Origin of the sequence: Caballeronia catudaia, from assembly GCF_001544755.2 — a bacterium.
Taxonomy (GTDB): Bacteria; Pseudomonadota; Gammaproteobacteria; order Burkholderiales; family Burkholderiaceae; genus Caballeronia; species Caballeronia catudaia.
Genome location: NZ_FCOF02000015.1, coordinates 1 through 24,499, shown reverse-complemented (window position 1 = coordinate 24,499; position 24,499 = coordinate 1). Strand labels below are relative to the sequence as shown.

The window sequence follows — 24,499 nt, the reverse complement described above, 5'->3', positions numbered from 1 at the left end:
TCATTCACTCATTCATATTGCGTCCACCGATGATTTTTTTGAAACGTTACGCCGTGCCGCTCGCTTGCGCGATGACCGCCTTGCTGGCTGCTTGCTCGTCGACCAAGGATGAACGCCGCGTGCCGGTGCCGCTCGCCGAATTCAAGCCGGTGTTGAACGTCAATCAGGCGTGGAAGGCGAGTGTCGGCAAGGCCGGCCGTTATCTCTTCTCGCCGGTCGCGGTGGACGACTTCGTGTTCGCTGCGGGCACGAACGGCACCGTCGCCAAGATCGACGCGAAGACCGGACAGGACGTCTGGCGCACGAAGCTCAAGGACGATCTGTCCGCGGGTGTCGGCAGTGACGGCAACCTCACGGCGGTGGGCGGACTGAAGGGCCAGGTCGACGTGCTCGGCGCCGACGGCAAACTGCTGTGGACCGCCACGGCGCCAGGCGAGATCATTTCGCCGCCGCTCGTCGGCAACGATCTCGTGATCGTACGCACGATCGACGGCAAGGTCATCGCGTTCAATGCACAGACGGGCGAGCAACGGTGGGTCTTCCAGTTGCGCGCCGTGCCGCTGAACCTGCGCGTCGCGGCGGGCATGACGTTCGCCGGCAATCAGGCCGTGCTCGCGGGCTTCCCCGGCGGCACCTTCGCGGCGATCAACCTGCAGACCGGCGACGCCTACTGGCAGGCGCCCGTGTCGTATCCGAAGGGCGTGACGGAAGTCGAGCGCATCAACGACGTGACCGGTGCCCCGGGCCTCGTCGGCGCACAGACCTGCGCGGTGACGTTCCAGGGCCGTATCGGCTGCTTCGATGCGAACTCGGGGCGTCCGGTGTGGGAGAAGAACTTCTCGAGCGACAGCGGCCTCGCGCAGGCCGAGCAGGTGGTCGCGGCGGGCGACGACTGGTCGGTCGTCAACGCATTCCGCGCGTCCGATGGCTCGCAGCTCTGGAAGACGGAAACGCTCAAGAATCGCAATGTCAGCGTGCCGTTCATTCTCGGCCGCGCGGTCGTGGTGGGCGACTACCAGGGCTTCGTGCACTTCCTGAACACGGAGAGCGGCGCGCTGGTCGGCCGTGCGCCGACCGACGGCAGCGCAATCACTGCGGCACCCGTGCTGGCGGGCAACACGCTCGTCGTGCAGACCCATGACGGCGACCTCTACGGTTTCCGCCCGAGCAACTGACCGGAAACATCGGCCGCGATAGAGCTTGACGCTCGTTCGCGGCTGACAGCAGCAAGCGCGCCGTCGAATCGGCGGTGCGGCAGGCTCGCCCCAGAGAGCCGCACGAGAAAGAAGCGGCGCCGCGCGCGCGTCGCGATAAGACCCGTACGCAAAAGCAGGGTGCAAGAATGAAGCGCGTCGCGCGAAGGCGACGTGCGAAACGAGCCTCCAGAGAGGCGACCGGCGGACGACCGCCGAAGGGCTGGTCCCACGCACCTCGCGTGCGGCAAGCCAAATCCATGCTAATTTTCGACAAGCGCAGCCATTGCGCGGCGTAGCGGAACGCAACGAGAAGTTTCTACCGCCCGTTCCGCGTTCGCCTGGCGTTCAACCTTGAACAACATCAGATGAAACCCGTGATTGCCCTCGTCGGGCGCCCCAATGTGGGGAAATCGACTCTTTTCAACCGGCTCACCCGTTCGCGCGACGCGCTCGTCGCGGACCTGCCGGGCCTGACCCGTGATCGCCATTACGGCGAAGGCCGCGTGGGCGGCGAGCGGCCGTATCTCGTCGTGGACACCGGCGGCTTCGAGCCGGTCGCGAAGGACGGCATCCTGCACGAGATGGCGCGTCAGACGCGCCAGGCGGTCGAAGAGGCCGACATCGTCGTGTTCATCGTCGACGGGCGCAATGGGCTCGCGCCGCAGGACAAGGCGATCGCGGATTATCTGCGCAAGACGGGCCGGCCGCTCTTTCTCGTCGTCAACAAGGCCGAGGGCATGAAGTACTCGGCGGTCGCATCGGACTTCTACGAACTGGGTCTCGGCGACCCGCGCGCGATCTCGTCCGCGCACGGCGACGGCGTCGTCGAGATGATCAACGACGCGCTCGACATCGCGTACAAGGATCAGCCGGAGGAGACTGAAGAAGAGAAGGCGAAGCACGGCGTGAAGATCGCGATCGTCGGTCGTCCGAACGTCGGCAAGTCGACGCTCGTGAACACGCTGATCGGCGAGGAGCGCGTGATCGCATTCGACATGCCCGGCACCACGCGCGATTCGATCTACGTTGATTTCGAGCGACAAGGCCGCAAATACACATTGATCGACACGGCCGGGCTCCGCCGCCGCGGCAAGGTGTTCGAAGCAATCGAGAAGTTCTCGGTGGTGAAGACGCTGCAGTCGATCGCCGACGCCAACGTCGTGATTCTCTTGCTCGACGCGCAGCAGGACATTTCGGAGCAGGACGCGCACATCGCGGGTTTCGTGGTCGAGCAGGGCCGCGCGCTCGTGGTTGGCGTGAACAAGTGGGACGGTCTGGATTCGCACGTGCGTGAACGCACGAAGGCGGATCTGACGCGCAAGCTCAAGTTTCTCGATTTCGCCAAGTTCCACTACGTTTCGGCGCTCGAGAAGACGGGCATCGGCGCATTGATGAAATCGGTCGATGACGCCTACGCCGCCGCGATGGCCAAGCTGCCGACGCCCAAGCTCACGCGCGCGCTCATCGAAGCGGTCGAATTCCAGCAGCCGCGCCGTCGCGGTCCGGTCCGGCCGAAGCTGCGCTATGCGCACCAGGGCGGTCAGAATCCGCCGATCATCGTCGTGCACGGCAACGCGCTCGACGCGATCACGGACACGTACAAGCGTTATCTGGAAGGGCGCTTCCGTGAAACTTTTGGTCTCGCGGGCACTCCACTGCGCATAGAGTTTCGGTCGAGCCAAAATCCTTACGCGGACAAGGAATAAAGAGCCGCGAGAAGCCTTGCGTTACGGCGCCGCTGGCCATTTGGCCGACCGGCACGGAAACGTAAAACAGCGAAAATCGGCTATAGTGTAGCGATTGTCGGCGGATCTCTTTTTCTTCGTCCACAATACTTCCAACCTGCAAAAAAACACGGAGTTTGCTATGAGCAACAAAGGGCAATTGTTACAAGACCCGTTTTTGAACGCACTGCGTAAAGAGCACGTGCCGGTGTCGATCTATTTGGTCAACGGCATCAAGCTTCAAGGGAACATCGAATCGTTCGACCAGTACGTCGTGTTGCTCCGAAATACGGTCACCCAGATGGTCTACAAGCACGCCATTTCGACGGTCGTGCCGGCCCGCCCGGTGAATTTCCACCCGGACGCTGAATCGTCCTAAACCTCGTCGCGACCGGCGCGCTTTGCACTCCAAACACGAACATTAAGCAACTCGCCGGTCGCTTCAAAAAATCTGAAAACATCAATTTGATTAACGCAGCGCTCGTCGGCATCGACTTCGGCAAGATCGATTTCGAAGCCAGTCTCGAAGAACTCAGTCTGCTCGCACAAAGTGCGGGCGCCCATCCCGCCGTCACGCTCACCGGCCGCCGTCAGAGTCCCGATGCCAAGATGTTCATCGGCAGCGGCAAGGTCGAGGAATTGCGCCTGCAATGTGAAGCGAACGACGTCGAACTCGTCATCTTCAATCACGCGCTCGCGCCCGCGCAGCAGCGCAATCTGGAAGTCGCGCTGAATCGCCGCGTGGTCGATCGCACGAGCCTCATTCTCGATATCTTCGCTCAGCGCGCCCGCAGCCACGAAGGCAAGCTGCAGGTCGAACTGGCGCAACTGCAATATCTGTCGACGCGCCTGATTCGCGCATGGACTCACCTCGAACGGCAGAAGGGCGGTATCGGCTTGCGCGGTCCGGGTGAAACGCAGCTCGAAACCGACCGCCGGCTGATCGGCGAGCGCATCAAGGCGCTCAAGTCGCGGCTCGAAAAGCTGCGTCGCCAGCACGGCACGCAGCGGCGTCAGCGCGCGCGCAATCGCACGATGTCGGTGTCGCTCGTCGGCTATACGAACGCGGGCAAGTCCACGCTCTTCAACGCGCTCACCAAGGCGCAGGCGTACGCGGCCAATCAGCTCTTCGCGACGCTCGACACCACTTCGCGCCGCGTGTTTCTCGGCGAGGAGGCGGGCCATGTCGTCGTGTCGGACACGGTCGGGTTTATCCGCGAATTGCCGCACCAGCTCGTCGCCGCTTTTCGCGCGACGCTGGAGGAAACCATTCACGCGGACGTGCTGCTGCATGTCGTCGATGCGTCGAGCGCGGTGCGCCTCGATCAGATCGATCAGGTGAACGAGGTGTTGCGCGGTATTGGCGCGGACGATATCCGCCAGATTCTCGTCTTCAACAAGATCGACGCGGTACCCGAACTCGCGGCCCGCGGCGAGGCGGTTGAAAGGGACGAGTATGGTAATATTTCGCGCGTTTTCTTGAGTGCACGCACGGGTCAGGGACTCGATGCGCTGCGCGCTGCCATCGCCGAAATCGCCACGGCGGAATCCGAAGAAACCGACGCGGGCCTACCCAGCGTGCTGGCCGAGTTTCCGGTACCGCAAGAGGCGTCCGAAGCAACGCAATCCACGCAGTCCGGGTCTAACGCCATACACGACGCAAACGCGCAGCCGGAAGACCACCGGCAGGCCGTAGAACGTGACGATCACAAGGTTCCCGAGCACGGGCATTGACTTGCTCCGGAACTGCAGCGACCCCGCATCGACCCGGCTGTCTAATGGTGAATCACCGAGTGAACGACTACAAAGAGCGGACTATCCGGCAAGCTGAGCATGCCGTCTTTTCGATGAACGATCCGCGCTGGGGGCGGGGCGACGGCAATGGCGTGAAGAACGACACGAAGCGTCCGCAAGACGGCAAGCGTCCGAACGGCAAGGACGAAGGTCCGCCCGATCTCGACGAGATGTGGCGCGAGTTCAATCGCCGCATCGCCGGCGTGTTCGGCAAGAAGCCCGGCAACGGCGCGCCGCGCGAAAACGGCCGCGGCACGAAGATCGGCCTCGGGATCGTCATCGGCGTGCTGATCGCGATCTATCTCGGCAGCGGCGTGTTCGTCGTGCAGGACGGTCATGTCGGCGTCGTTTCGCAGTTCGGCAAATATCGTCAGACGGTCGCGCAGGGCATTCACTGGCGCCTGCCGTATCCGTTCCAGTCGAACGATATCGTCGATACATCGCAGATCCGCTCCGTCGAGATCGGGCGCGGCGCCGCGCTTTCGCAAGGCAACGTGCGCGACGCATCGCTCTTGACCAACGATGCCGATATCGTCGACGTGCGCTTCGCCGTGCAGTACCAAATCAAGTCGCCTACCGATTTCCTTTACCGCAGCGTCAACGCGGACGACAGCGTCACGCAGGCCGCGCAAGCGGCGATTCGCGAGATCGCCGGCGGCCTCACCACGGACGACATGCTCTACAAGGATCGCGAGGCGCTGCGCTCGCGCCTGATGGAATCGATCCAGCGTTCGCTCGACACGTATCGCACCGGCCTGCAGGTGACAGGCGTCGCGGTGCAAAGCGTGCAGGTGCCGCAACAGGTGCAGTCGGCGTTCGAGGAAGCGTCCCGGGTGCGTCAGGACAATGAACGCGCGCGCGACACCGCGCAAGCCTATGCGGATCAGTTGCTCCCGCGCGCGAAGGCCGACGCGGCCAAGCTGCTCGATGAGGCGAGGGCGTACAGCAACCGCGAAGTCACGCAGGCGCAGGGCGACGCCGAGCGCTTCAAGGAGGTCTACGCGGAGTATTCGAAAGCGCCCGCGGTGATCCGTCAACGCATGTACCTGGATACGATGCAGCAGATCTATTCACGCACCACGAAGGTGTTCGTCGACAGCAAGGCTGGCAATAACGTCGTGTATCTGCCGCTCGACAAGCTCATCGAAGCGAATCGACAGCAGGCGTCGCAGACGTCTGCCCAGCCCGCGAGCGGCGCGGCCGCGCCGGGTGCGCCGGCCACGGCCGAAGGGCCGCAGGCGCGCGCGCAGGGTGCGGCGAGTGCATCGGCGCCGGCTGCCGCGGCGCCTGCCAGCGCGGCGAGCGCGGCAAGCGGTGCGAGCGCGAATGCCGGCGGCGATCCGCTGCGCTCGCGCGATGCGTTCCGCTCCCGCAGCCGCTCCGAAGACTTACAGTAAGGAGCGCGAACATGAATCGAATCATTGCGCTCGTCGTTGCCGTCGTCATCGTGTTGTTCATCGGTTCGTCGATGATCTTCACCGTCGATGAAAGACATGCCGCCATCGTCGCCGCGCATGGCGAAAGCAATCCGCGTCTCGAAGGCCCCGGCCTGCACTTCAAGCTGCCGCCGCCGTTCCAGACGCTCACGCTGGTCGACACACGCACGCTCACCATCGACGAATCCGGCGCGGACCGCTTCTCGACCTCGGACAAGAACGAAGTGCTGGTGAACACGGTGATCAAGTACCGCGTCGCCGACCCCGTGAAGCTCTTCGAGAGCAACGAGAAGAACACGCAGACGGCCCAGGAGCGCATCGTCGCGCTCGGGCGCACGGCGCTTGCGAGCGGCTTCGCGAAGCGCACGCTAACTGATGCCCTTGGCAATCAGCAGGCGCTTGCGAGCGACGCGCAGAAGAGCGTCGAAGGCGCGGCGGCGGCGTTCGGCGTGCAGCTCGTCGATCTGCAAATGACGCGCATCGACTTTCCGTCGGCGGTGGCCGATTCGGTCTACAAGCGCATGATCGCGGCGCGCCAGCAGGCGGCGGCGAACGAGCGCGCGAAGGGCACGGCGGAAGCGGACAAGATCAAGGCCGACGCGGAACGCACGCAGCAGGCGATTCTCGCGGACGCCTACAGCCAGGCGCAGTCGATCAAGGGCGAAGGAGACAGCAAGGCGGCGGCGATATCGGCCGATGCGTACGGACGCGATCCGCAGTTCTACCAGTTCTATCAGAGCCTCGAAGCGTATAAGAAGACGTTCAAGCCGGGCGATCTGATCGTCGTCGACCCGAGCAGCGATTTCTTCCGCTTCATGAAAAGCCCGACGGGCGGCGCGACGGACACGTCGCCCCCCGCCACGGCGAAGCGCTGATTCCCGCCCGCGCCGCGCACCGGATTTTGGCCGGCGCGGCGCCTAAATTTCCCTGGACATGGTCGAGACGTTACTGCTCGCTGTTGCGTTGATGTTGATCATCGAAGGCATGTTTCCCTTCGTTTTCCCGACCGCGTGGCGCGATACCTTTCGCCGCATCGCGGAGCGGCCTACGCACCATATCCGCATCGGCGGACTGATCGCGATGGTGCTCGGGCTCATCCTGCTGCTGATCGCGACGTGAGTTGCACCGGGCAGCAGGCCGCCGTTTCGTCTATCTTGTCTTTATCTTTTCGTCCCTGACCGTTGAAGTCCGCGATCGCCGAACTTCGCGTCCCGTAGGAATCGCATCGATGTCCACCTGGTTACTTCCCGAGAATATCGCCGACGTTCTGCCGTCGGAAGCCCGCAAGATCGAAGAGCTGCGCCGCCGCCTGCTCGATCGGTTCCGTTCGTACGGCTACGAACTCGTGATGCCGCCGATGCTCGAGTATCTCGAATCGCTGCTGACGAGCGGTGGAAGCGACCTGAACCTGCGCACTTTCAAGCTCGTCGATCAGTTGTCCGGGCGTACGCTCGGGCTGCGCGCGGACATCACACCGCAGGTCTCGCGCATCGACGCGCATTTGCTGAACCGGCAAGGCGTGACGCGCCTGTGCTACGCGGGCGTCGTGCTGCATACGCGGCCGCGCGGGCTGCATGCGACGCGCGAGCAGATCCAGATCGGCGCTGAAATCTACGGTCACGCCGGGCTCGAAGCAGATCTCGAAATTCAGCAGCTGATGCTCGATTCGCTGCATCTGGCAGGTCTGAGAAAAGTGCGTCTCGATTTGTGCCACGCGGGGGTGGTCGCCGCGCTGCTGGAGCTCGAACCGGCTGCGGCGTCGCTCGGCGAAGCGCTTTACGACGCGCTCGCGAGCAAGGACGTGCCGCGCCTCAACGAACTCACCGCGCATCTCGGACAGGTGCCGCGCGAGGCGCTGCGCGCGCTGCCGTCGCTGTATGGCGATGCCTCGGTGTTGCAGATCGCGCGCGGCCGTCTGCCGAATCTGCCGGTGATCGCGCGTGCGCTCGACGATCTCGCGTTCCTCGCGAGCCAGGTCGAAGGCGCGGAGTTGATGATCGATCTCGCGGATTTGCGCGGTTACGCCTACCACAGCGGCGTGATGTTCTCCGCCTACATCGATGGCGTGCCGAATGCTGTAGCAAGAGGCGGCCGCTACGACGACGTCGGTCTTGCGTACGGCCGTGCGCGACCCGCGACGGGCTTTTCGCTCGACCTGCGTGAAGTGGCGCGCATCTCGCCCGTCGATGCCCGCGGCAGCGCGATCCTCGCGCCTTGGAAGCACGATGAACCGCTGCGCGCGGCAATTCAGGCGCTGCGCGGCGCGGGCGAAGTGGTGATTCAGGCGTTGCCCGGCCACGATCATGTGCTCGATGAATTCGCGTTCGACCGCGTGCTCGTCGAGCGTGACGGCAAGTGGACGGTCGAGGCGCGGGCCTGAGCGGGACGAATACAGTCGCTTGATCGGCAAGGACTTTTTGTTAGCCGATACCAATCATGCGAGCGTGACGAAATCGCGAAACGCGTCCCGAAAAATTCGGAACCTTTCGCGAACATAGGTAAAATACGTTTTTAACCAGCTAACGAATCAACATGTCTGCCAGCGCAGTGAATGTGAACCCCGGGCGCAACGTCGTCGTGGTGGGCACCCAGTGGGGTGATGAGGGCAAGGGCAAGATCGTCGACTGGCTGACGGACCACGCCCAGGGCGTCGTGCGCTTCCAGGGCGGTCACAACGCCGGCCATACGCTCATCATCGGCGGCAAGAAAACCATTCTGCGCCTCATTCCGTCGGGCATCATGCGCGCGGGCACGGCCTGTTACATCGGCAATGGCGTCGTGTTGTCGCCGGAAGCGCTCTTCAAGGAAATCGACGAACTCGAAGCCGTGGGCATCGACGTTCAGAAGCGTCTATTCATTTCCGAAGCCGCCACGCTCGTTCTGCCATATCACGTCGCCATCGACCAGGCGCGCGAAGCCAAGCGCGGCGCGGGCAAGATCGGCACGACCGGCCGCGGCATCGGACCGGCGTACGAAGACAAGGTGGCCCGTCGCGGTCTGCGCGTGCAGGATCTCTTCGACCGTGCGGTGTTCGAAGAACGCCTGCGTGAAGCGCTCGATTTCCACAACTTCGTGCTGACGCAATATCTCGGCGCGAAGGCAGTCGACTATCAGGAAACGCTCGACACGATGCTCGGTTACGCCGATCGTCTCGCGCCGATGGTCACCGACGTCTCCCGCCGTCTCTACGACGAAAACCACGCCGGCCGCAATCTGCTGTTCGAAGGCGCGCAAGGCACGCTGCTCGATATCGACCACGGCACGTATCCGTACGTCACGTCGAGCAACTGCGTCGCGGGTGCGGCCACCGCGGGCGCGGGCATCGGTCCGCAGCGTCTGAATTACATTCTCGGCATCACCAAGGCGTATTGCACGCGCGTCGGTTCGGGCCCGTTCCCGAGCGAACTGTACGACGCCGACAATGCGCAACGCCAGGACCAGATCGGCCTGAACCTCGCGACCGTCGGCAAGGAATTCGGCTCCGTGACCGGCCGTCCGCGCCGCACCGGCTGGCTCGATGCCGCCGCGCTGCGTCGTTCGATTCAGATCAATGGCATCTCGGGCCTGTGCATGACCAAGCTCGACGTGCTCGACGGCCTCGACGAAGTGAAGCTCTGCACGGGCTACACGCTCGACGGCAAGCCGGTCGACATCCTGCCGCGCGGGGCATCGGAAGTGGCGCGCTGCGAGCCGGTGTACGAAACCTTCGGCGGCTGGAAGGAAAGCACCATCGGTATCACGCAATGGGATGCGCTACCTGCGAACGCGCGCGCCTATCTCACGCGCGTGCAGGAAGTGGCGGGCGTGCCGATCGACATGGTGTCGACCGGCCCGGATCGCGACGAAACCATCCTGCTTCGTCATCCGTTCAAGGTCTGAGGGCTCGAAGAGCCTCGACCCGAACCGGACGCTGTAAAGAATGTGGCCGCCTCCTGCGGCCACATTTCGTATATAACCTAAGCATTTGAAAGAGTCTCACCATGATCGCGATGACGGACCCGCGCAACGACGAAAAGAACCTCTGGGTCGGCTGGGATGAATACCACCGGCTGATCGAAGTCCTCGCGCTGAAGGTGCACGATTCGGGCTGGAAGTTCGACAAGATCCTTTGTCTCGCGCGCGGCGGCCTGCGCGTGGGCGATCAGCTTTCACGCATCTACGACCTGCCGCTCGCCATTCTCGCAACGAGCTCGTATCGCGAAGCCGCGGGCACGGAGCAGGGCGCGCTCGACATCGCGCAGTACATCACGATGACGCGCGGCGATCTCTCCGGCAACGTGCTGCTCGTCGACGATCTCGTCGACTCCGGCGTCACGCTCGCGCGCGTCCAGGAGCATCTGAAGGAGCGCTACCCGGGCGTCACGTCGGTGCGCTCGGCGGTGCTCTGGTACAAGGCATGCTCCAAGATCACGCCGGACTATCACGTTCAGTTTCTTGAAACGAATCCGTGGATTCATCAGCCGTTCGAGGAGTGGGACACGGTACGCCCGCATAACCTCGGCGCATGGATCAAGCGAGGCATGCAGAACGGCCGCGGATGATTCACGCCGCCTGATCGTTTCACAGCGTGACGAGACGAGCGCCGTTCGGCTGGCACGCTGCCGGGCAACGGCGTTTTTTTTGTTTCCCCGACCGGCAGGCGAGCGCGATGAGTCATGACGAGCGCACCCGCCGACGCACGCGGGGCACGATGCTAAACTCTCTCACTCGCGTCTCTCGTGGCGCGTGAGCAACACGCGAGAAGGCGTCGTTCCGTGCGACGTTCGATAGAATGGCGTTCGTTTTACTCCGCCCTGGACGGACATCTCGCTTTTATGACTAACACGACTCACGCGCACGAGCATAAACAACCCATGTCCTCGCTTGCGCTCGCGGCCATCGGCGTCGTATTCGGCGATATCGGCACGAGTCCTCTCTATTCGTTGAAGGAAGCCTTTAGCCCGTCGCATGGCATTGGCTTGTCCGAGGCGTCGATCCTGGGCGTCATCTCCTTGCTCTTCTGGGCGATCGTCATGGTGGTCGCCGTCAAGTACGTGCTCTTCGTCATGCGCGCCGACAACAACGGCGAAGGCGGCGTGTTCGCGATGACCACGCTCGCGCTGCGCAGCGTGAATCAGTCGGGCAAGATCTCGGGCGTGCTGATGATGCTCGGCATCTTCGGCGCGTGCATGTTCTATGGCGATGCGGTCATCACGCCGGCGATGTCGGTGATTTCGGCGGTCGAGGGTCTCGAGATCGCGGCGCCCAAGCTTTCGCCTTATGTGCTGCCGATCACGATCGTGATCCTCATTGCGCTCTTCTGGATCCAGCGTCATGGCACGGCGGTGGTCGGAAAGCTCTTCGGCCCGATCATGGTCGTGTGGTTCGTGACGCTCGCGGTGCTCGGCGTCGTGCATATCGTGAAGGAGCCGGGCATCATCGCCGCGCTCAATCCGTACTACGCGATGTCTTTCATGGCGCAGCACGTGCTGCAGGCGTATATCGTGCTCGGCTCTGTCGTGCTCGTGCTGACGGGCGCCGAGGCGCTGTACGCGGACATGGGCCACTTCGGTGCGAAGCCGATCCGCTATGGCTGGTACGGCCTCGTGATGCCGTCACTGCTGCTGAATTACTTCGGCCAGGGCGCGCTGCTGATGCACGACCCCAAGGCCATCGAGAGCCCGTTCTTCCTGCTCGCGCCCGACTGGGCGTTGCTGCCACTCGTGATCTTGTCGACGGTCGCGACCGTGATCGCGTCGCAGGCGGTCATTTCAGGCGCGTATTCGCTGACGAGCCAGGCGATCCAGCTCGGCTACGTGCCGCGCATGAAGATCCTGCATACGTCGGAGCTCGCGATCGGCCAGATCTACATTCCGCTCGTCAACTGGATGCTGCTCTTCATCATCCTGTGCATCGTGGTCGGCTTCAAGAGTTCGGAGAACCTCGCGGCAGCGTACGGTCTCGCCGTCACCGCGACGATGCTCACGACCACCATTCTCGTGTCGGTCGTGATGGTGAATCTGTGGGGCTGGAACCGCTTTCTCGTCGGCGGGATGATCGCCGTGTTTCTCGCGATCGACATAGGCTTCTTTGGCGCGAGCCTGCTCAAGATCGAGCAGGGCGGCTGGCTGCCGTTGTGCATCGGCGGCGCGCTCTTCTTCCTGCTGATGACGTGGTACAAGGGCCGAATGATCGTCAAGGATCGCACGGCCGCGGACGGCATCCCGCTCATGCCGTTCCTGCAGGGCTTGCTCGCGCATCCGCCGCATCGCGTGTCGGGCACGGCCATTTATCTCACCGGCAGCGATTCGCTCGTGCCCGTGAGTCTGCTGCACAATCTGAAGCACAACAAGGTGCTGCACGAGCGCACCATCTTCATGAACTTCAAGACGCGCGACATTCCCTATGTCGATGACGCGCACCGGCTCGAAGTGAAGGATATCGGCGGCGGGCTGTTCCTTGTGAAGGCGGCTTACGGCTTCAATGAGACGCCGGATGTGAAGGAGGTGCTCGAGCAGATCACGCGCTCGCACGCGATGACCTTCGAGCTGATGGACACGTCGTTTTTCATGGCGCGCGAAACCGTCGTGCCGACGGAATTGCCGGGCATGTCGGTGTGGCGTGAGCGCGTGTTCGCATGGATGCATCAGAACGCCGCGAAGCCGACGGATTTCTTCAGTATTCCGGCGAATCGCGTCGTCGAGCTGGGAACGAAAATCGAGATCTGACGGAGCGTTTTACCGCGTCGGAAAAAGAAAACCCCACGCGAAAGCGTGGGGTTTTTGCTTTGGCGTCTGGCTTCAGCGTTTCAGTTTAGCGAACGCCGCCGCCATTGCGCCTGACGGTTCCGGCTCGCGTCGCTGATTCGGACGCGCGTCGCGCCCATCGCGTCGACGATCCTGCGAAGAACCGCGTGACTGCGATCCGGCGTTGGCGGATGCCGGCGCGAGGTCGTCGTCGAGGCGCATCGTGAGTGAAATGCGCTGGCGCTTCACATCGGTTTCCAGCACTTTCACCTTCACGACCTGACCCGCCTTCACGACTTCGTGCGGGTCCTTGATGAACTTCGTCGACAGCGCCGAAACGTGCACGAGGCCGTCCTGATGCACGCCGATATCGACGAACGCACCGAACGCAGCCACGTTCGTCACGACGCCTTCGAGAATCATGCCCGGCACGAGATCCGATATCTTCTCGATTCCTTCCTTGAACGTCGCCGTCTTGAACTCGGGGCGCGGATCGCGGCCCGGCTTTTCGAGCTCGGCGAGAATGTCGCGCACGGTCGGCAGACCGAAACGATCGTCGACGAATTCCGTCGGCGAAAGGCCCGTCAACGCTTCGCGCTTGCCTAGCACATCGCCGATATGCTTCTTGATCTTCGCGAGAATGCGTTCGACGACCGGATACGCCTCCGGATGCACCGACGAGCGATCGAGCGGATTCTCGCCATTGTTGATGCGCAAAAAGCCTGCTGCCTGCTCGAAGGTTTTATCGCCGAGACGCGGCACCTTTTTCAGATGCTCGCGCGACGGGAACGGCCCGTTGGCATCGCGGAAATCGACGATATTGCGCGCGAGCGTTCCGTTGAGCCCCGATACGCGCGCGAGCAGCGCGACAGACGCCGTGTTCGCATCGACGCCGACCGCGTTCACGCAATCCTCGACGACCGCGTCGAGCGAGCGCGCGAGTTCGCGCTGATTCACGTCGTGCTGATACTGGCCGACGCCGATCGCCTTCGGCTCGATCTTCACGAGCTCGGCGAGCGGGTCCTGCAGCCGCCGCGCGATCGACACCGCGCCGCGCAGGGAAACATCGAGATCCGGAAATTCCTTCGCCGCCAGCTCCGACGCCGAATATACCGACGCGCCCGCTTCCGACACGACGATCTTCTGCAGCTTCAGCTCCGGATGCTTCGCGATGAGCTCGCTCGCGAGCTTGTCGGTTTCGCGCGATGCGGTGCCGTTGCCGATCGATACGAGCTCGGCCTGCGTCTGCGCCGCGATACGCGCGAGCTTGGCAAGCGAGCCGTCCCAATCGCGGCGCGGCTCGTGCGGGTAGATGGTGTCGGTGGCGAGCAGCTTGCCGGTGCGATCGACGACCGCGACCTTCACGCCGGTGCGCAGACCCGGATCAAGGCCGATCACGGCCTTCGGGCCTGCGGGCGCGGCGAGCAGCAAGTCCTTCAGATTGCGCGCGAACACGCGAATGGCTTCGTGCTCGGCTTCTTCGCGCAGTTGCGTGAGCAATTCGGTTTCGATATGCGGCTGCACCTTCACGCGCCAGCACCAGCGGCACACGTCGGAGAGCCATTTGTCCGCGGCGCGGCCGCGATTGGCGATGCCGAAATGGCCCGCGATCATCGCTTCGCCCGGATGCGGAATCTGCGCATCGAGCTCTTCGCCGAGACCGAGCTTCACGCTCAAAACGCCCGCGTTGCGGCCTCGGAACAGCGCGAGCGCGCGATGCGACGGCACTGTGCGGATCGTTTCGCTGTAGTCGTAGTAGTCGCGGAATTTTTCGCCTTCTTCGCCTTGCTTGCCGTCCACCACGCTCGACATGACGAGCCCCTGGCTGAACAGATGCTCGCGCAGCTTGCCAAGGATCTCGGCGGTTTCGCCGAACTGCTCGGAGAGGATGTCGCGCGCGCCGTCGAGCGCGGCTTTCGTATCGGCGACGCCTTTGTCCGCATCGACATACTTTGCCGCTTCGGTCTGCGGATCGAGCGTCGGATCGGCGAGAAGCGCCTGCGCGAGCGGTTCGAGTCCGGCTTCGCGGGCGATCTGCGCACGCGTGCGGCGCTTGGGTTTGTACGGCAGATACAAGTCTTCGAGCACCTGCTTGCTGTCCGCGCCTTCGATGGCGCCGCGCAATTCGTCGGTGAGCTTGCCTTGCTCGTCGATGCTCGAAAGGATCGCGGCGCGGCGGTCTTCGAGTTCGCGCAGATAGAGCAGGCGCTCTTCGAGCGTGCGCAATTGCGTGTCGTCGAGATTGCCTGTGACTTCCTTCCGGTATCGGGCGATGAACGGGACAGTCGAGCCTTCATCGAGAAGCTGCACGGCGGCGGCGACCTGGCGCGGCTGCACGGTGAGTTCGGTGGCGATGCGCTGTACGATCTTGAGTGCTACGGTTTCCGTCATGATTCTGCGCTGTCTTCGGCTCGGCGGCGGTCCGCGCGCATGCGCCGGATTCGCGTGAGCGAGGCGCTGCGGGCAGGTTGCCGCGTGGCGAGCGGGGTTCGGACCGGGTGGCTGAAGCCGGGCATTTTGCCATAAATGCCGGAGCGCTCCGGCGCGCGGTGATAGAATTTGGGCATCGGCGAAGCCGCTTCGCACCTGATTCTTTATCACGTTGCCCCTCATTCATTTGCCCAATATTCGCCTTTCGAACCTGCCGGCTGCGGCGGCTGTTTTGCTGTTGTGCGTGACGGGCGCATCCGCGCCGCGCGACGCGCGCGCTCAATCCGCCAAGCCGATCGATGCCGGCACGTCCGTGAATGTGCGTCCGCTCGATGCGGCGCCGTCGTCCGAGCAAAACGCCGACGACGCGCTGAAATCCGGTTTCGCCCAGCGTCAGAAAGCGCTGGACCAGCGCACCGAAGAAAACAATTACCGTTACGGTGTGAAGCAGCACGACTGCTATAGCAAGTTTTTCGTCAATCACTGCCTCGACAACGCACGCAACGAAATGCGCGAGACGCGTCAGCAGATCCGGCAGCAACAGCTTGCGCTCGACGACGAGCAGCGCGCCGAGCACGCGAAAGAGCGCGATCAGCAGACCGCGATCAAGCAGGCGCAATATCAGGCGGAAGCGCCGCAGCGCGCCGCAAACGAGCAGACGAGCCAGAAGGCCTTCGAGGACAAGCAACGTCAGAACGCGCTCGCCGCCGCGCAGCGCGAGGCCGAGGCTCCGCAGCGCGCGGCCAGTCAAAAGGCATACGATCAGAAGCAGGCGGACTACCAGAAGAAACTCGACGAAGCACGCGCACGCGGCGTGCAGGATGCGCAGCAACGCGACGCAAAGGCGCAGCGCTTCGAACAGAAGCAGCAGGAAGCGGCGCAGCATCGCGCAGAAGTCGAGGCGCGTCAGAAGGAAGCCGCCAGAAAGGCGCAGGAAAAGGCACAGCAGCAGGCACAGCAGCAGGCGCAGCAGCAGGAGCAGGAGCGCCAGGAACAGTTGAAAACGCAGCAGCAACAACAGCCGCAGCAAGGGAAATAGGGCGGGCAGGCTCGCCGCGCGAGCCAGGCAAGCCCTAGCGAAAGAGGATGAAAGGAGGCGAGCATGCAGCAGCGCTTTAGTGAGTTCCCTCGCGCACCCCGACAACCCGCCACGGATGCCGCCGTGCTTCGCGATCGCATCGCGCAATTGCAGGACGAGCATCAAAGTCTGGACACGCTGATCAACAAAATGTCCGGCATCGACGACCTGGAGCTGCGGCGTCTGAAGAAGCGCAAGCTCAAGGTGAAAGACACCATTCTCCTGCTGCAGTTGCAGCTGGACTCGGACGCGCACTGAGCGCCGCGCGCCGGCATCGATGTCGGCAGTTCGCACACTCGACCGCGCCGAAACCCGCAGGATTTAGCACGCCTTGAACTCACGCTCACACACCAGCGACGACGCGAACGCGTCGCCCGCGCTGACGAACAAGCGCAGCGCCGAACTCGACGCCATCTTCTCCGCAGAAGGCCTGCTCGCGCGCGCGATCGACGGTTATCGCTCGCGCGCGTCGCAGATCGAAATGGCGCGCTCGGTCGCGGCCGCGATGGAAGCGTCCGGCCGCGCGATGCCAGAGGCCGCGATGTTCGAAGCGCAGCGCCGTCCCGCGCGCAAGCTCGGCCCCTCGGACAAGCCTTACGCGCCGGAAGAGCAGCCGGCGGAAGACATCGGCATCGCGACGGCGAAGACGGCCGCCGACGGCGGCGAGAACACGCTCATCGTCGAAGCTGGCACGGGCACGGGCAAAACGTATGCCTATCTCGTTCCGGCGATGCTGTGGGGCGGCAAGGTCATCGTCTCGACCGGCACGAAGCATCTCCAGGATCAGCTCTTTCAGCGCGACATCCCCACGGTGCGCGATGCGCTCGCCGTGCCGGTGTCGGTCGCGATGCTGAAAGGCCGCGCCAACTATCTGTGCCATTACTACCTGGAGCGCACCGCCGACAACGGCCGCCTGCCCTCGCGCCAGGACACGTCGCATCTGCAGGAGATCATCCGCTTCGCGAAGATCACGCGCACCGGCGACAAGGCCGAACTCGCGAGCGTGCCGGAGAATTCCCCCGTGTGGCCGATGGTCACGTCCACGCGGGACAACTGTCTCGGCCAGGAGTGCCCGCAGTACAAGGAATGCTTCGTAATGCAGGCGCGCAAGGAAGCGCAGCAGGCTGACATCGTCGTGGTGAATCATCACCTGTTTTTCGCCGATGTCATGCTGCGCGACACCGGCATGGCCGAACTCCTGCCGATGGCGAACACGATCATCTTCGACGAAGCGCATCAGTTACCCGAAACGGCGACGCTCTTCTTCGGCGAGACGCTTTCGACGACGCAACTGCTCGAACTCGCGCGCGATACCGTCGCGGAAGGACTTTCGCACGCGCGCGACGCCGCCGACTGGACCAAGCTCGGCGCCGCGCTGGAACGCGCCGCGCGCGACGTGCGGCTCGCGTTCAAGGAAGATTCGGTGCGCCTGTCGCTCGGCCAGTTGCCGGACGGCCATCCGCTCTTCGAAGCGCTCGACACGCTCGAAACGCATCTCGCGGCGTTGGCGTCCGCGCTCGGTTCGCACGCGGAGCGCGCGGAATCGTTGCAGGCGCTGGTGCGCCGCGCGCGCGAGCTGCAAGACCTCCTCGCGGGCTGGACCGCGCCGCCGACGCCGCTCGAGCGCGCCGTCGTCGCGGATGAAGACGTCGCGAAAGAGGCCGCGAAGGAAGAGCCGAACGAAATGGTGCGCTGGATCGAGGTTTTCTCGCATACGGTCCAGTTGCACGAGACGCCGCTGTCGGTCGCGCCGATCTTCGCCAAGCAGCGCGCGGGCGTGCCGCGCGCGTGGATCTTCACGTCGGCGACGCTTTCCGTGCGCGGCGACTTCACGCACTACGCGGCGCAGATGGGTTTGAACGCGCGCCGTTCGATGACCCTGCCGAGCCCGTTCGATTACCCGTCGCAAGGCTTGCTGTACGTGCCGCGCAATCTGCCGCAGCCTTCGTCGCCGCAGTTCACCGATGCCGTGTTCGAAGCGGCGCTGCCGGTCATCGAAGCGGCGGGCGGCGGCGTATTCGTGCTGTGCACGACGCTGCGCGCGGTCGATCGCATCGCCACGCGTCTGCGGGAACTGATCGAGCGGCGCGGCTGGGACAATCCGTTGCTCGTGCAGGGCGACGCGAGCCGCACCGAACTGCTCGATCGTTTCCGCGCCTACGGCAACGCGATTCTCGTGGGTAGTCAGAGCTTCTGGGAAGGCGTCGACGTGCGGGGCGACGCGCTTTCGCTCGTCGTCATCGACAAGCTGCCATTCGCGCCGCCCGACGATCCCGTGCTCGCCGCGCGCCTCGATGCGCTCACCAGGAAAGGCTTGAGCCCGTTCGCCGTGCATCAGTTGCCGCAGGCGGTCATCACGCTCAAGCAGGGCGCGGGGCGTCTGATTCGCGCGGAAACGGATCGCGGCGTGCTGATGATTTGCGACACGAGGCTCGTCGATAAACCCTACGGCCGGCGCATCTGGCAAAGCCTGCCGCCGTTCAAGCGCACGCGCGAACTGGATGTGGTGCGCGAATTTTTCACCGACGCGGCGAAATGGAAAACGGAGCTGGCGGAGTAAGGATCGGAATCCTAACTATTCATGGTTGCAAAAAAACGGCCGGTCATGTGAACCGGCCGTTTTTTCTTTGCGCCTGACTTACCAGATCTGATACCACGGCTTGTCGGCGTTCGCGCGGCGCTTGCCCGTTACGTATGGGCTGTCCGGGAACGTCGCAGCGAGCACGCGCTTGGTGTCGTCGGCGAGTTGCGGCTGATCGAGCTTCTCGTACGACATCATCATGATATGCAGCGCATCTTCCGTGGCCGGTGCATTTCTGTACTCGCGGATCGCGAGCTGCGCGCGGTTGATCGCGGCCACATATGCGCCACGGCGATAGTAATAATCCGCCGCGTGGACTTCGTGCGATGCGAGTGCGTTCACGATATAGCGCATGCGTTGCGCGGCGTCCGGCGCGTACTTGCTTTGCGGATACCGGTCGACGACGACCTTGAACGCGTCGTAGGACTCGCGCAGCGACTTCGGATCGCGCTCGCTCATGTCCTGACCGGAGAAGCGGCCGAAGAGTCCGAGGTCGTCGTTGAAGTGGATCATGCCCTTGAGATAGTACGCATACGCGATCTCGGGATGGTCCGGATGCAGCTTGATGAAACGGTCGATGGCCTGGTCGGCGGCGGCCGTTTCACTGTCCTTCCAGTCGCAGTACGCGACGTTGATCTGCGCCTGCTGCGCGAAATGGCCGAACGGGTCGCGGCCCTCGAGCGCTTCGAAGTACTTGGCGCACTTGCCCCAGTCGCTGCCGGACAGCGCGTCCTGAGCCTCCGTATATAATTTGTTGTTGTTCCACGTTGCCGTTTCGTCGGTCTTCTCGGGCAGGCCGTGACAGGCCGTGACGATGGCGACGCTCGCGGCCAGCGCCAGATACTTGATCGATTGACGCATCGAGTGATGAATGGTGTTGAAGGCTCGCATCAGTGCTTGCTGTTCCTGGCTGATTCTTGCAGATTCTTCGCTGTTCTAGCTGTATTTCCGGCGCGGCTTGCCGCTTCATGCCCGCTTCATGCCGCCGAATTCTCGTTCAAATGACCCGCTCAAGTACTCGTCGTACCAAAGACCAACTCAAAGATTATAGCCGATGCGCCACCGGCGACGACTCAGCGTCCGCCGATTCCGCCGCCGGCGAGGGCCGCGAAGCGCCGCGCGAGGCGCGCGTGCCCGATGCGCTCGCGGGCGAGCGGCTCGACAAGGTGCTCGCCAAAATTTTCCCCGAATTCTCGCGCAACCGCATGCAGGGCTGGATCGAGGAAGGGCGCGTGCTCGTCGACGGCGCGCCCGCGAAGGTGCGTCAGCCCGTGCCGCTCGGCGCCACGATCAGGCTGGTTCCGGACCTGCTGCCCGAGCAGCTCGCATTCGCGCCGGAAGCCGTGCCGCTGCATATCGTGTATGAGGACGACACCCTCGTCGTCATCAACAAGCCCGCGGGCATGGTCGTGCATCCGGCGGCGGGCAACTGGAGCGGCACGCTGCTCAACGGTCTTTTGCATCGTTACGGCGATGCGGCCGCTGGCTTGCCGCGCGCGGGCATCGTGCATCGGCTGGACAAGGAAACCTCCGGCCTGATGGTGGTCGCGCGCACGCTCGAGGCGCAAACCGACCTCGTGCGTCAATTGCAGGCGCGCACGGTGAAGCGCCGCTACGTCGCGTTCGTGTGGGGCAATATGCGCGACGAAGGCACGATCGACGCGCCGATCGGCCGCGATCCGCGCGAGCGCACGCGCATGGCGGTCGTGCAGAGCGCGTCGGGGAAACCCGCGCGCACGCACTTCAAGACGATCGACCGCACGACGTGGCAAGGACAGCCGGTCAGCGCAATTCACTGCGATCTGGAAACCGGCCGCACGCATCAGATTCGCGTGCATTGCGCGCACGCGGGGCATCCGCTGCTCGGCGATCCCGTGTATGGACACGTGCGCGGCAGGCGCTCGGTGACGCCGCTGCCCAACGGATTCGCGCGTCAGGCGCTGCACGCGTGGCGGCTCGGCCTGAACCATCCCGCGACCGGCAAGGACGTGCATTGGCGCGCGGACGTGCCCGAAGACATCGCGACGCTCGCCGCGGAGCTCGGGTTCGGGCAGGACGAGGAAATCGAATTCGACGAAGACGACTTCGCGCAAGCCCACGAAATGGACGAGGGCGAAGCGGACTGGGACGACGAAGACTACGAAGACGACGAGAACGAGGACGACGAAGCATGACCAGCAATGCCGCCGATCTGCAACCGAAGGACTGTCTCTGGCCGCAATGGAGCGCGTCATCGCGCGTGCGGGCGTTCGTCACGACGCGCGCGGGCGGCGTGAGCGTCGCGCCGTTCGATGGCGGCGCGCCCGGTGCGGGCGGGCTCAATCTCGGTTTTTCCTCGGGCGACGCGCCGGACGCCGTGCGTGAGAACCGCCGCCGCGCGCTCGCCTTGACGACCTCGCGCCATGCCGCGTGGCTCGAGCAGATTCACGGCACCCAGGTCGAGGACGCGCACGCGGTCATCGACCGCCTTGCGAAGGGCGAGCGCACGCGCGCCGACGCCAGCGTGACCGACCGCGCGGGCGTCGTGTGCGTCGTGATGACGGCCGATTGCCTGCCGGTGCTCTTCTGCGATGACGAAGGCCGCGCGGTCGGTGCCGCGCACGCGGGCTGGCGCGGGCTGGCCGGCGGCATCGTCGAGAAGACGGGCGAGCGCGTCGCGGCGCTCGCGTGCGTGCCTGCGTCCAAGCTCAACGCGTTTCTCGGGCCGGCGATCGGCCCGGCCGCTTTCGAAGTCGGCGAGGACGTGCTCGATGCGTTTGCCGCGGCCGCGCAGCCCGATCGCCGCGACACGACGAAAGCGGCGTTCAGGGCCGCGGGCGGCGCGCCGGCGAAGTACTTCGCGGACATCTACGCGCTTGCGCGCCTGCGCCTGGCGGACTTGGGCGTCGACGCTGCGCGCATCCACGGCGGCACGCATTGCACGGTGACCGAAAAGGCGCGTTTTTATTCGTATCGGCGCGACCGTGTGACCGGCCGCATGGCGGCGATGATCTGGCTCGCCGACTGACCGTCGGCAATCGTGTTGGATGCTAACCGACAATCATTGCTTGCCTATGACGAAACCCCTTTGCGAATGCAATATTTCGCATGGGGGAAAACGATAATTAAAAAAATACCGCGCTGCGGCAAAATCGGGACGAAGCATTGACATGCCTGACATCCTGGAGCAAGAATGTTCCCGGAATTCATTCAATCGGGCACGGCGTAGCAAGGCTTTTTCTTGCCGCGCGCATAAGGCGCACCAACACTTGCGCGCTGGTCAGGAAAGCCCGGCGATGCCTGCATTAGCAATCCAGGTCTTACGAGACTCACAGGTCAAAAGCGGGTATGGCTTCCAAATCTACTTCCTCCTCTTCCCGCTCCCGTACCGCCGACAGCACTTCGGCTCAAGCCTCATCTGCCGAAACGAATGGCGTACAGCAAGGCGTGCAGCAAGCGTTCGATCAGTGGCTGAACGCGTGGCGCTCCGTCGCGGATCCCGCGCAATGGGCGAAATTCACTCAACAGACAAATAGCGCGAATGCCGACACCGCCAATACCGCGAGCGATGCGGCCGGCGCTGCGGCGTCGCCGTTCGCGGCATTCAGCGCGTTCACCAACGGTTTTCCCAACGGGTTTCCGTCGGCATTCCCAAATGCATTCCCAACGCTCGGCGCCATGCCGCAGATGCCCGATCTCACGAAGATGGGTGGCATCGCGGAATTCGCGAAGCTCGCGAGCAGCATGCCTGGCTTCGGCGCGGCGATGCAGGGCTTGCCTACGCTGCCGAAGATTCCGACCGCGGCGATTCCACCCGAGCGTCTTCACCAGTTGCAGAGCGACTACTCGCGCGATGCGTCGGAATTGCTCAAGCAGGCGGGCGCGCAGGCCATCGACCCATCGGCGCTGAAGGACCGGCGCTTCACCGATGTCTCGTGGCAATCCACGCCCGCGTACGCGTTCACCGCCGCGTGGTATCTGCTCAATGCGCGCTATCTGCAGGAGCTCGCTGACGCGGTGCAGAGCGATCCGAAGACGCGCGAGCGCATCCGCTTCACGGTGCAGCAATGGGCAGCCGCGGCCGCGCCGAGCAATTTCCTCGCACTCAATCCCGAAGCGCAAAAGACGCTCATCGAGAGCAAGGGCGAGAGCCTGCGTCAGGGCATGCTGAATCTGCTCAACGACATGCAGCGCGGCAAGATTTCGCAGTCGGACGAGTCGCGCTTTGTCGTCGGCAAGAACATTGCGTCGACGGAAGGCTCGGTCGTCTACGAGAACGAGCTCTTGCAACTGATCCAGTACAAGCCGCGCGCGTCGAAGGTCTATGCGCGACCGCTCTTGATCGTGCCGCCGTGCATCAACAAGTACTACATCCTCGACCTGTCGCCGGAAAGCTCGCTCGTGCGCTATGCGCTCGAAGAAGGGCATCAGGTGTTCATCCTGTCGTGGCGCAATGCGGATCAGTCGATCGCGCACAAGACGTGGGACGACTACGTCGAAGAGGGCGTGCTCGAGACGATCGGCGTCGTGCAGGACATCAGCGGCGAGGACAAGATCAACACGCTGGGCTTCTGCATCGGCGGGACGGTTCTCGCGACCGCCCTCGCGGTGGCCAAAGCGCGCGGTGAAGAGCCGGCCGCATCGATGACGCTGCTCACGTCGATGCTCGACTTCTCCGACACGGGCGTGCTCGACGTGTTCGTCGACGAGGCGCACGTGCAGATGCGCGAGCAGGCGATCGGCGGCAAGAATGGCGCGCCGGCCGGCCTCATGCGCGGCGTCGAGTTCGCGAACACGTTCTCGTATCTGCGTCCGAACGATCTGGTGTGGAACTACGTCGTCGACAACTATCTCAAGGGACGCACGCCCCAGGCCTTCGATCTGCTGTTCTGGAACAGCGATTCGACGAATCTGCCCGGCCCGATGTGCGTCTGGTATCTGCGCAACACGTATCTCGAGAACAAGCTGAAGAATCCGAATGCGCTGACCGTGTGCGGCGAGTCGATCGACCTGTCGAGCCTCGCGCTGCCGACCTTCATCTACGGCTCGCGCGAGGACCATATCGTGCCGTGGAAATCGGCCTACGCATCCGCGCCGATTCTCACGGGCCCGCAGAAATTCGTGCTGGGCGCGTCGGGTCATATCGCGGGCGTGATCAATCCGCCGTCGAAGAACAAGCGCAGCTTCTGGATGATCGACAGCGCCGACGAGCGCCTGCCCGACAATCCCGACGCATGGTTCGACGCCGCGGCGGAGCATCCCGGAAGCTGGTGGCCGACCTGGTCGAAGTGGCTCGCGGAGAATGCGGGCGAGCAGGTCAAGCCGGGCGCATCGCAGGGATCGAAGAAGTATCCGGTGATCGAGGCTGCACCCGGCCGCTACGTTCTGGAACGTGACTTCTGAACGGCGTGTGATCGTGCGTGAGAGCGCACGATGCCGGTCTGAAGCCGCATTAACATTCGATGCCAAAAGGAAACTGAAATGACTGACGTAGTGATCGTATCGGCCGCGCGTACGGCGGTAGGCAAATTCGGCGGTTCGCTCGCGAAGATCGCG

19 protein-coding genes are annotated in these 24,499 nt (G+C 63.7%); 17 read left to right on the top strand and 2 right to left on the bottom strand.

The annotated features are described in order from the left end of the window. Positions 1 to 29: 29 nt before the first annotated feature. The 11 genes from bamB to AWB75_RS17585 all read left to right on the top strand — a co-directional run bounded on the left by bamB (position 30) and on the right by AWB75_RS17585 (position 12,857). Complete coding sequence (gene bamB, locus AWB75_RS17635) at positions 30 to 1,175, top strand: outer membrane protein assembly factor BamB (protein ID WP_061125382.1); 1,146 nt, start codon at positions 30 to 32, stop codon at positions 1,173 to 1,175. Positions 1,176 to 1,561: 386 nt separating this feature from the next. Beyond that, positions 1,562 to 2,902 carry a ribosome biogenesis GTPase Der gene (gene der, locus AWB75_RS17630; protein ID WP_061125381.1) on the top strand — a complete coding sequence of 447 codons (1,341 nt, stop codon included), beginning with the start codon at positions 1,562 to 1,564 and terminating at the stop codon, positions 2,900 to 2,902. Positions 2,903 to 3,062: 160 nt separating this feature from the next. Beyond that, positions 3,063 to 3,299: an RNA chaperone Hfq gene (hfq, locus tag AWB75_RS17625; RefSeq protein WP_006999489.1), complete on the top strand. Its 237-nt coding sequence runs from the start codon at positions 3,063 to 3,065 to the stop codon at positions 3,297 to 3,299. Positions 3,300 to 3,385: 86 nt separating this feature from the next. Next, positions 3,386 to 4,654 carry a GTPase HflX gene (gene hflX, locus AWB75_RS17620; protein ID WP_061125380.1) on the top strand — a complete coding sequence of 423 codons (1,269 nt, stop codon included), beginning with the start codon at positions 3,386 to 3,388 and terminating at the stop codon, positions 4,652 to 4,654. Positions 4,655 to 4,713: 59 nt separating this feature from the next. Next, on the top strand, positions 4,714 to 6,111 hold the full coding sequence (hflK, locus tag AWB75_RS17615; RefSeq protein WP_061125490.1) for an FtsH protease activity modulator HflK: 1,398 nt from the start codon (positions 4,714 to 4,716) through the stop codon (positions 6,109 to 6,111). Between the two features lie 11 nt (positions 6,112 to 6,122). After that, positions 6,123 to 7,025: a protease modulator HflC gene (hflC, locus tag AWB75_RS17610; protein WP_061125379.1), complete on the top strand. Its 903-nt coding sequence runs from the start codon at positions 6,123 to 6,125 to the stop codon at positions 7,023 to 7,025. A 58-nt stretch (positions 7,026 to 7,083) separates the two neighbouring features. Further along, the gene (locus AWB75_RS17605) at positions 7,084 to 7,269 is read left to right on the top strand and encodes a DUF2065 domain-containing protein (RefSeq protein WP_407642149.1); all 186 of its coding nucleotides are present in this window, start codon (positions 7,084 to 7,086) and stop codon (positions 7,267 to 7,269) included. Positions 7,270 to 7,378: 109 nt separating this feature from the next. After that, positions 7,379 to 8,530 carry an ATP phosphoribosyltransferase regulatory subunit gene (locus tag AWB75_RS17600; protein WP_061125377.1) on the top strand — a complete coding sequence of 384 codons (1,152 nt, stop codon included), beginning with the start codon at positions 7,379 to 7,381 and terminating at the stop codon, positions 8,528 to 8,530. A gap of 152 nt (positions 8,531 to 8,682) precedes the next feature. Continuing rightward, positions 8,683 to 10,029 carry an adenylosuccinate synthase gene (locus tag AWB75_RS17595; protein WP_061125376.1) on the top strand — a complete coding sequence of 449 codons (1,347 nt, stop codon included), beginning with the start codon at positions 8,683 to 8,685 and terminating at the stop codon, positions 10,027 to 10,029. 101 nt (positions 10,030 to 10,130) lie between these two features. Next, the gene (locus AWB75_RS17590; protein ID WP_061125375.1) at positions 10,131 to 10,691 is read left to right on the top strand and encodes a phosphoribosyltransferase; all 561 of its coding nucleotides are present in this window, start codon (positions 10,131 to 10,133) and stop codon (positions 10,689 to 10,691) included. A gap of 273 nt (positions 10,692 to 10,964) precedes the next feature. Next, positions 10,965 to 12,857, top strand: coding sequence for a potassium transporter Kup (locus tag AWB75_RS17585; protein WP_061125374.1), 1,893 nt, complete (start codon positions 10,965 to 10,967; stop codon positions 12,855 to 12,857). A gap of 72 nt (positions 12,858 to 12,929) precedes the next feature. Here the strand turns inward: AWB75_RS17585 and AWB75_RS17580 are convergent, their stop codons facing one another. Beyond that, positions 12,930 to 15,266 (bottom strand): Tex family protein, encoded by a 2,337-nt coding sequence (locus tag AWB75_RS17580; RefSeq protein ID WP_061125373.1) that lies wholly within the window; start codon positions 15,264 to 15,266, stop codon positions 12,930 to 12,932. 211 nt (positions 15,267 to 15,477) lie between these two features. Between AWB75_RS17580 and AWB75_RS17575 the strand changes: the two genes are divergently transcribed. The 3 genes from AWB75_RS17575 (at position 15,478) to AWB75_RS17565 (ending at position 18,943) form a co-directional block, all read left to right on the top strand. Next, positions 15,478 to 16,344, top strand: coding sequence for a flotillin family protein (locus tag AWB75_RS17575; RefSeq protein ID WP_061125372.1), 867 nt, complete (start codon positions 15,478 to 15,480; stop codon positions 16,342 to 16,344). Between the two features lie 63 nt (positions 16,345 to 16,407). Then, positions 16,408 to 16,641, top strand: coding sequence for a DUF465 domain-containing protein (locus tag AWB75_RS17570; RefSeq protein ID WP_061125371.1), 234 nt, complete (start codon positions 16,408 to 16,410; stop codon positions 16,639 to 16,641). Positions 16,642 to 16,714: 73 nt separating this feature from the next. Then, positions 16,715 to 18,943 carry an ATP-dependent DNA helicase gene (locus tag AWB75_RS17565; RefSeq protein ID WP_061125370.1) on the top strand — a complete coding sequence of 743 codons (2,229 nt, stop codon included), beginning with the start codon at positions 16,715 to 16,717 and terminating at the stop codon, positions 18,941 to 18,943. Positions 18,944 to 19,021: 78 nt separating this feature from the next. Here AWB75_RS17565 and AWB75_RS17560 read toward each other — a convergent pair whose 3' ends face one another. Then, a complete protein-coding gene (locus AWB75_RS17560; protein ID WP_061125369.1) occupies positions 19,022 to 19,855 on the bottom strand; it encodes an outer membrane protein assembly factor BamD in 834 nt (277 codons plus the stop codon). A gap of 110 nt (positions 19,856 to 19,965) precedes the next feature. On the opposite strand from AWB75_RS17560, the gene AWB75_RS17555 reads away from it, so the two are divergent. The 3 genes from AWB75_RS17555 to phaC all read left to right on the top strand — a co-directional run bounded on the left by AWB75_RS17555 (position 19,966) and on the right by phaC (position 24,346). Next, positions 19,966 to 21,138, top strand: coding sequence for an RluA family pseudouridine synthase (locus tag AWB75_RS17555; RefSeq protein ID WP_235012145.1), 1,173 nt, complete (start codon positions 19,966 to 19,968; stop codon positions 21,136 to 21,138). Next, positions 21,135 to 21,971, top strand: coding sequence for a peptidoglycan editing factor PgeF (gene pgeF / locus AWB75_RS17550; RefSeq protein ID WP_061125368.1), 837 nt, complete (start codon positions 21,135 to 21,137; stop codon positions 21,969 to 21,971). The genes AWB75_RS17555 and pgeF overlap by 4 nt, the downstream gene beginning before the upstream one ends. A gap of 320 nt (positions 21,972 to 22,291) precedes the next feature. Further along, on the top strand, positions 22,292 to 24,346 hold the full coding sequence (gene phaC, locus AWB75_RS17545; RefSeq protein WP_087086672.1) for a class I poly(R)-hydroxyalkanoic acid synthase: 2,055 nt from the start codon (positions 22,292 to 22,294) through the stop codon (positions 24,344 to 24,346). Positions 24,347 to 24,499 lie beyond the last annotated feature (153 nt).

Coding starts and splice junctions, on each gene's coding strand:
- bamB (WP_061125382.1), top strand. CDS start 30: ATGATTTTTTTGAAACGTTACGCCGTGCCGCTCGCTTGCGCGATGACC.
- der (WP_061125381.1), top strand. CDS start 1,562: ATGAAACCCGTGATTGCCCTCGTCGGGCGCCCCAATGTGGGGAAATCG.
- hfq (WP_006999489.1), top strand. CDS start 3,063: ATGAGCAACAAAGGGCAATTGTTACAAGACCCGTTTTTGAACGCACTG.
- hflC (WP_061125379.1), top strand. CDS start 6,123: ATGAATCGAATCATTGCGCTCGTCGTTGCCGTCGTCATCGTGTTGTTC.
- AWB75_RS17605 (WP_407642149.1), top strand. CDS start 7,084: ATGGTCGAGACGTTACTGCTCGCTGTTGCGTTGATGTTGATCATCGAA.
- AWB75_RS17600 (WP_061125377.1), top strand. CDS start 7,379: ATGTCCACCTGGTTACTTCCCGAGAATATCGCCGACGTTCTGCCGTCG.
- AWB75_RS17595 (WP_061125376.1), top strand. CDS start 8,683: ATGTCTGCCAGCGCAGTGAATGTGAACCCCGGGCGCAACGTCGTCGTG.
- AWB75_RS17590 (WP_061125375.1), top strand. CDS start 10,131: ATGATCGCGATGACGGACCCGCGCAACGACGAAAAGAACCTCTGGGTC.
- AWB75_RS17585 (WP_061125374.1), top strand. CDS start 10,965: ATGACTAACACGACTCACGCGCACGAGCATAAACAACCCATGTCCTCG.
- AWB75_RS17580 (WP_061125373.1), bottom strand. CDS start 15,266: ATGACGGAAACCGTAGCACTCAAGATCGTACAGCGCATCGCCACCGAA.
- AWB75_RS17570 (WP_061125371.1), top strand. CDS start 16,408: ATGCAGCAGCGCTTTAGTGAGTTCCCTCGCGCACCCCGACAACCCGCC.
- AWB75_RS17560 (WP_061125369.1), bottom strand. CDS start 19,855: ATGCGAGCCTTCAACACCATTCATCACTCGATGCGTCAATCGATCAAG.
- AWB75_RS17555 (WP_235012145.1), top strand. CDS start 19,966: ATGACCCGCTCAAGTACTCGTCGTACCAAAGACCAACTCAAAGATTAT.
- pgeF (WP_061125368.1), top strand. CDS start 21,135: ATGACCAGCAATGCCGCCGATCTGCAACCGAAGGACTGTCTCTGGCCG.
- phaC (WP_087086672.1), top strand. CDS start 22,292: ATGGCTTCCAAATCTACTTCCTCCTCTTCCCGCTCCCGTACCGCCGAC.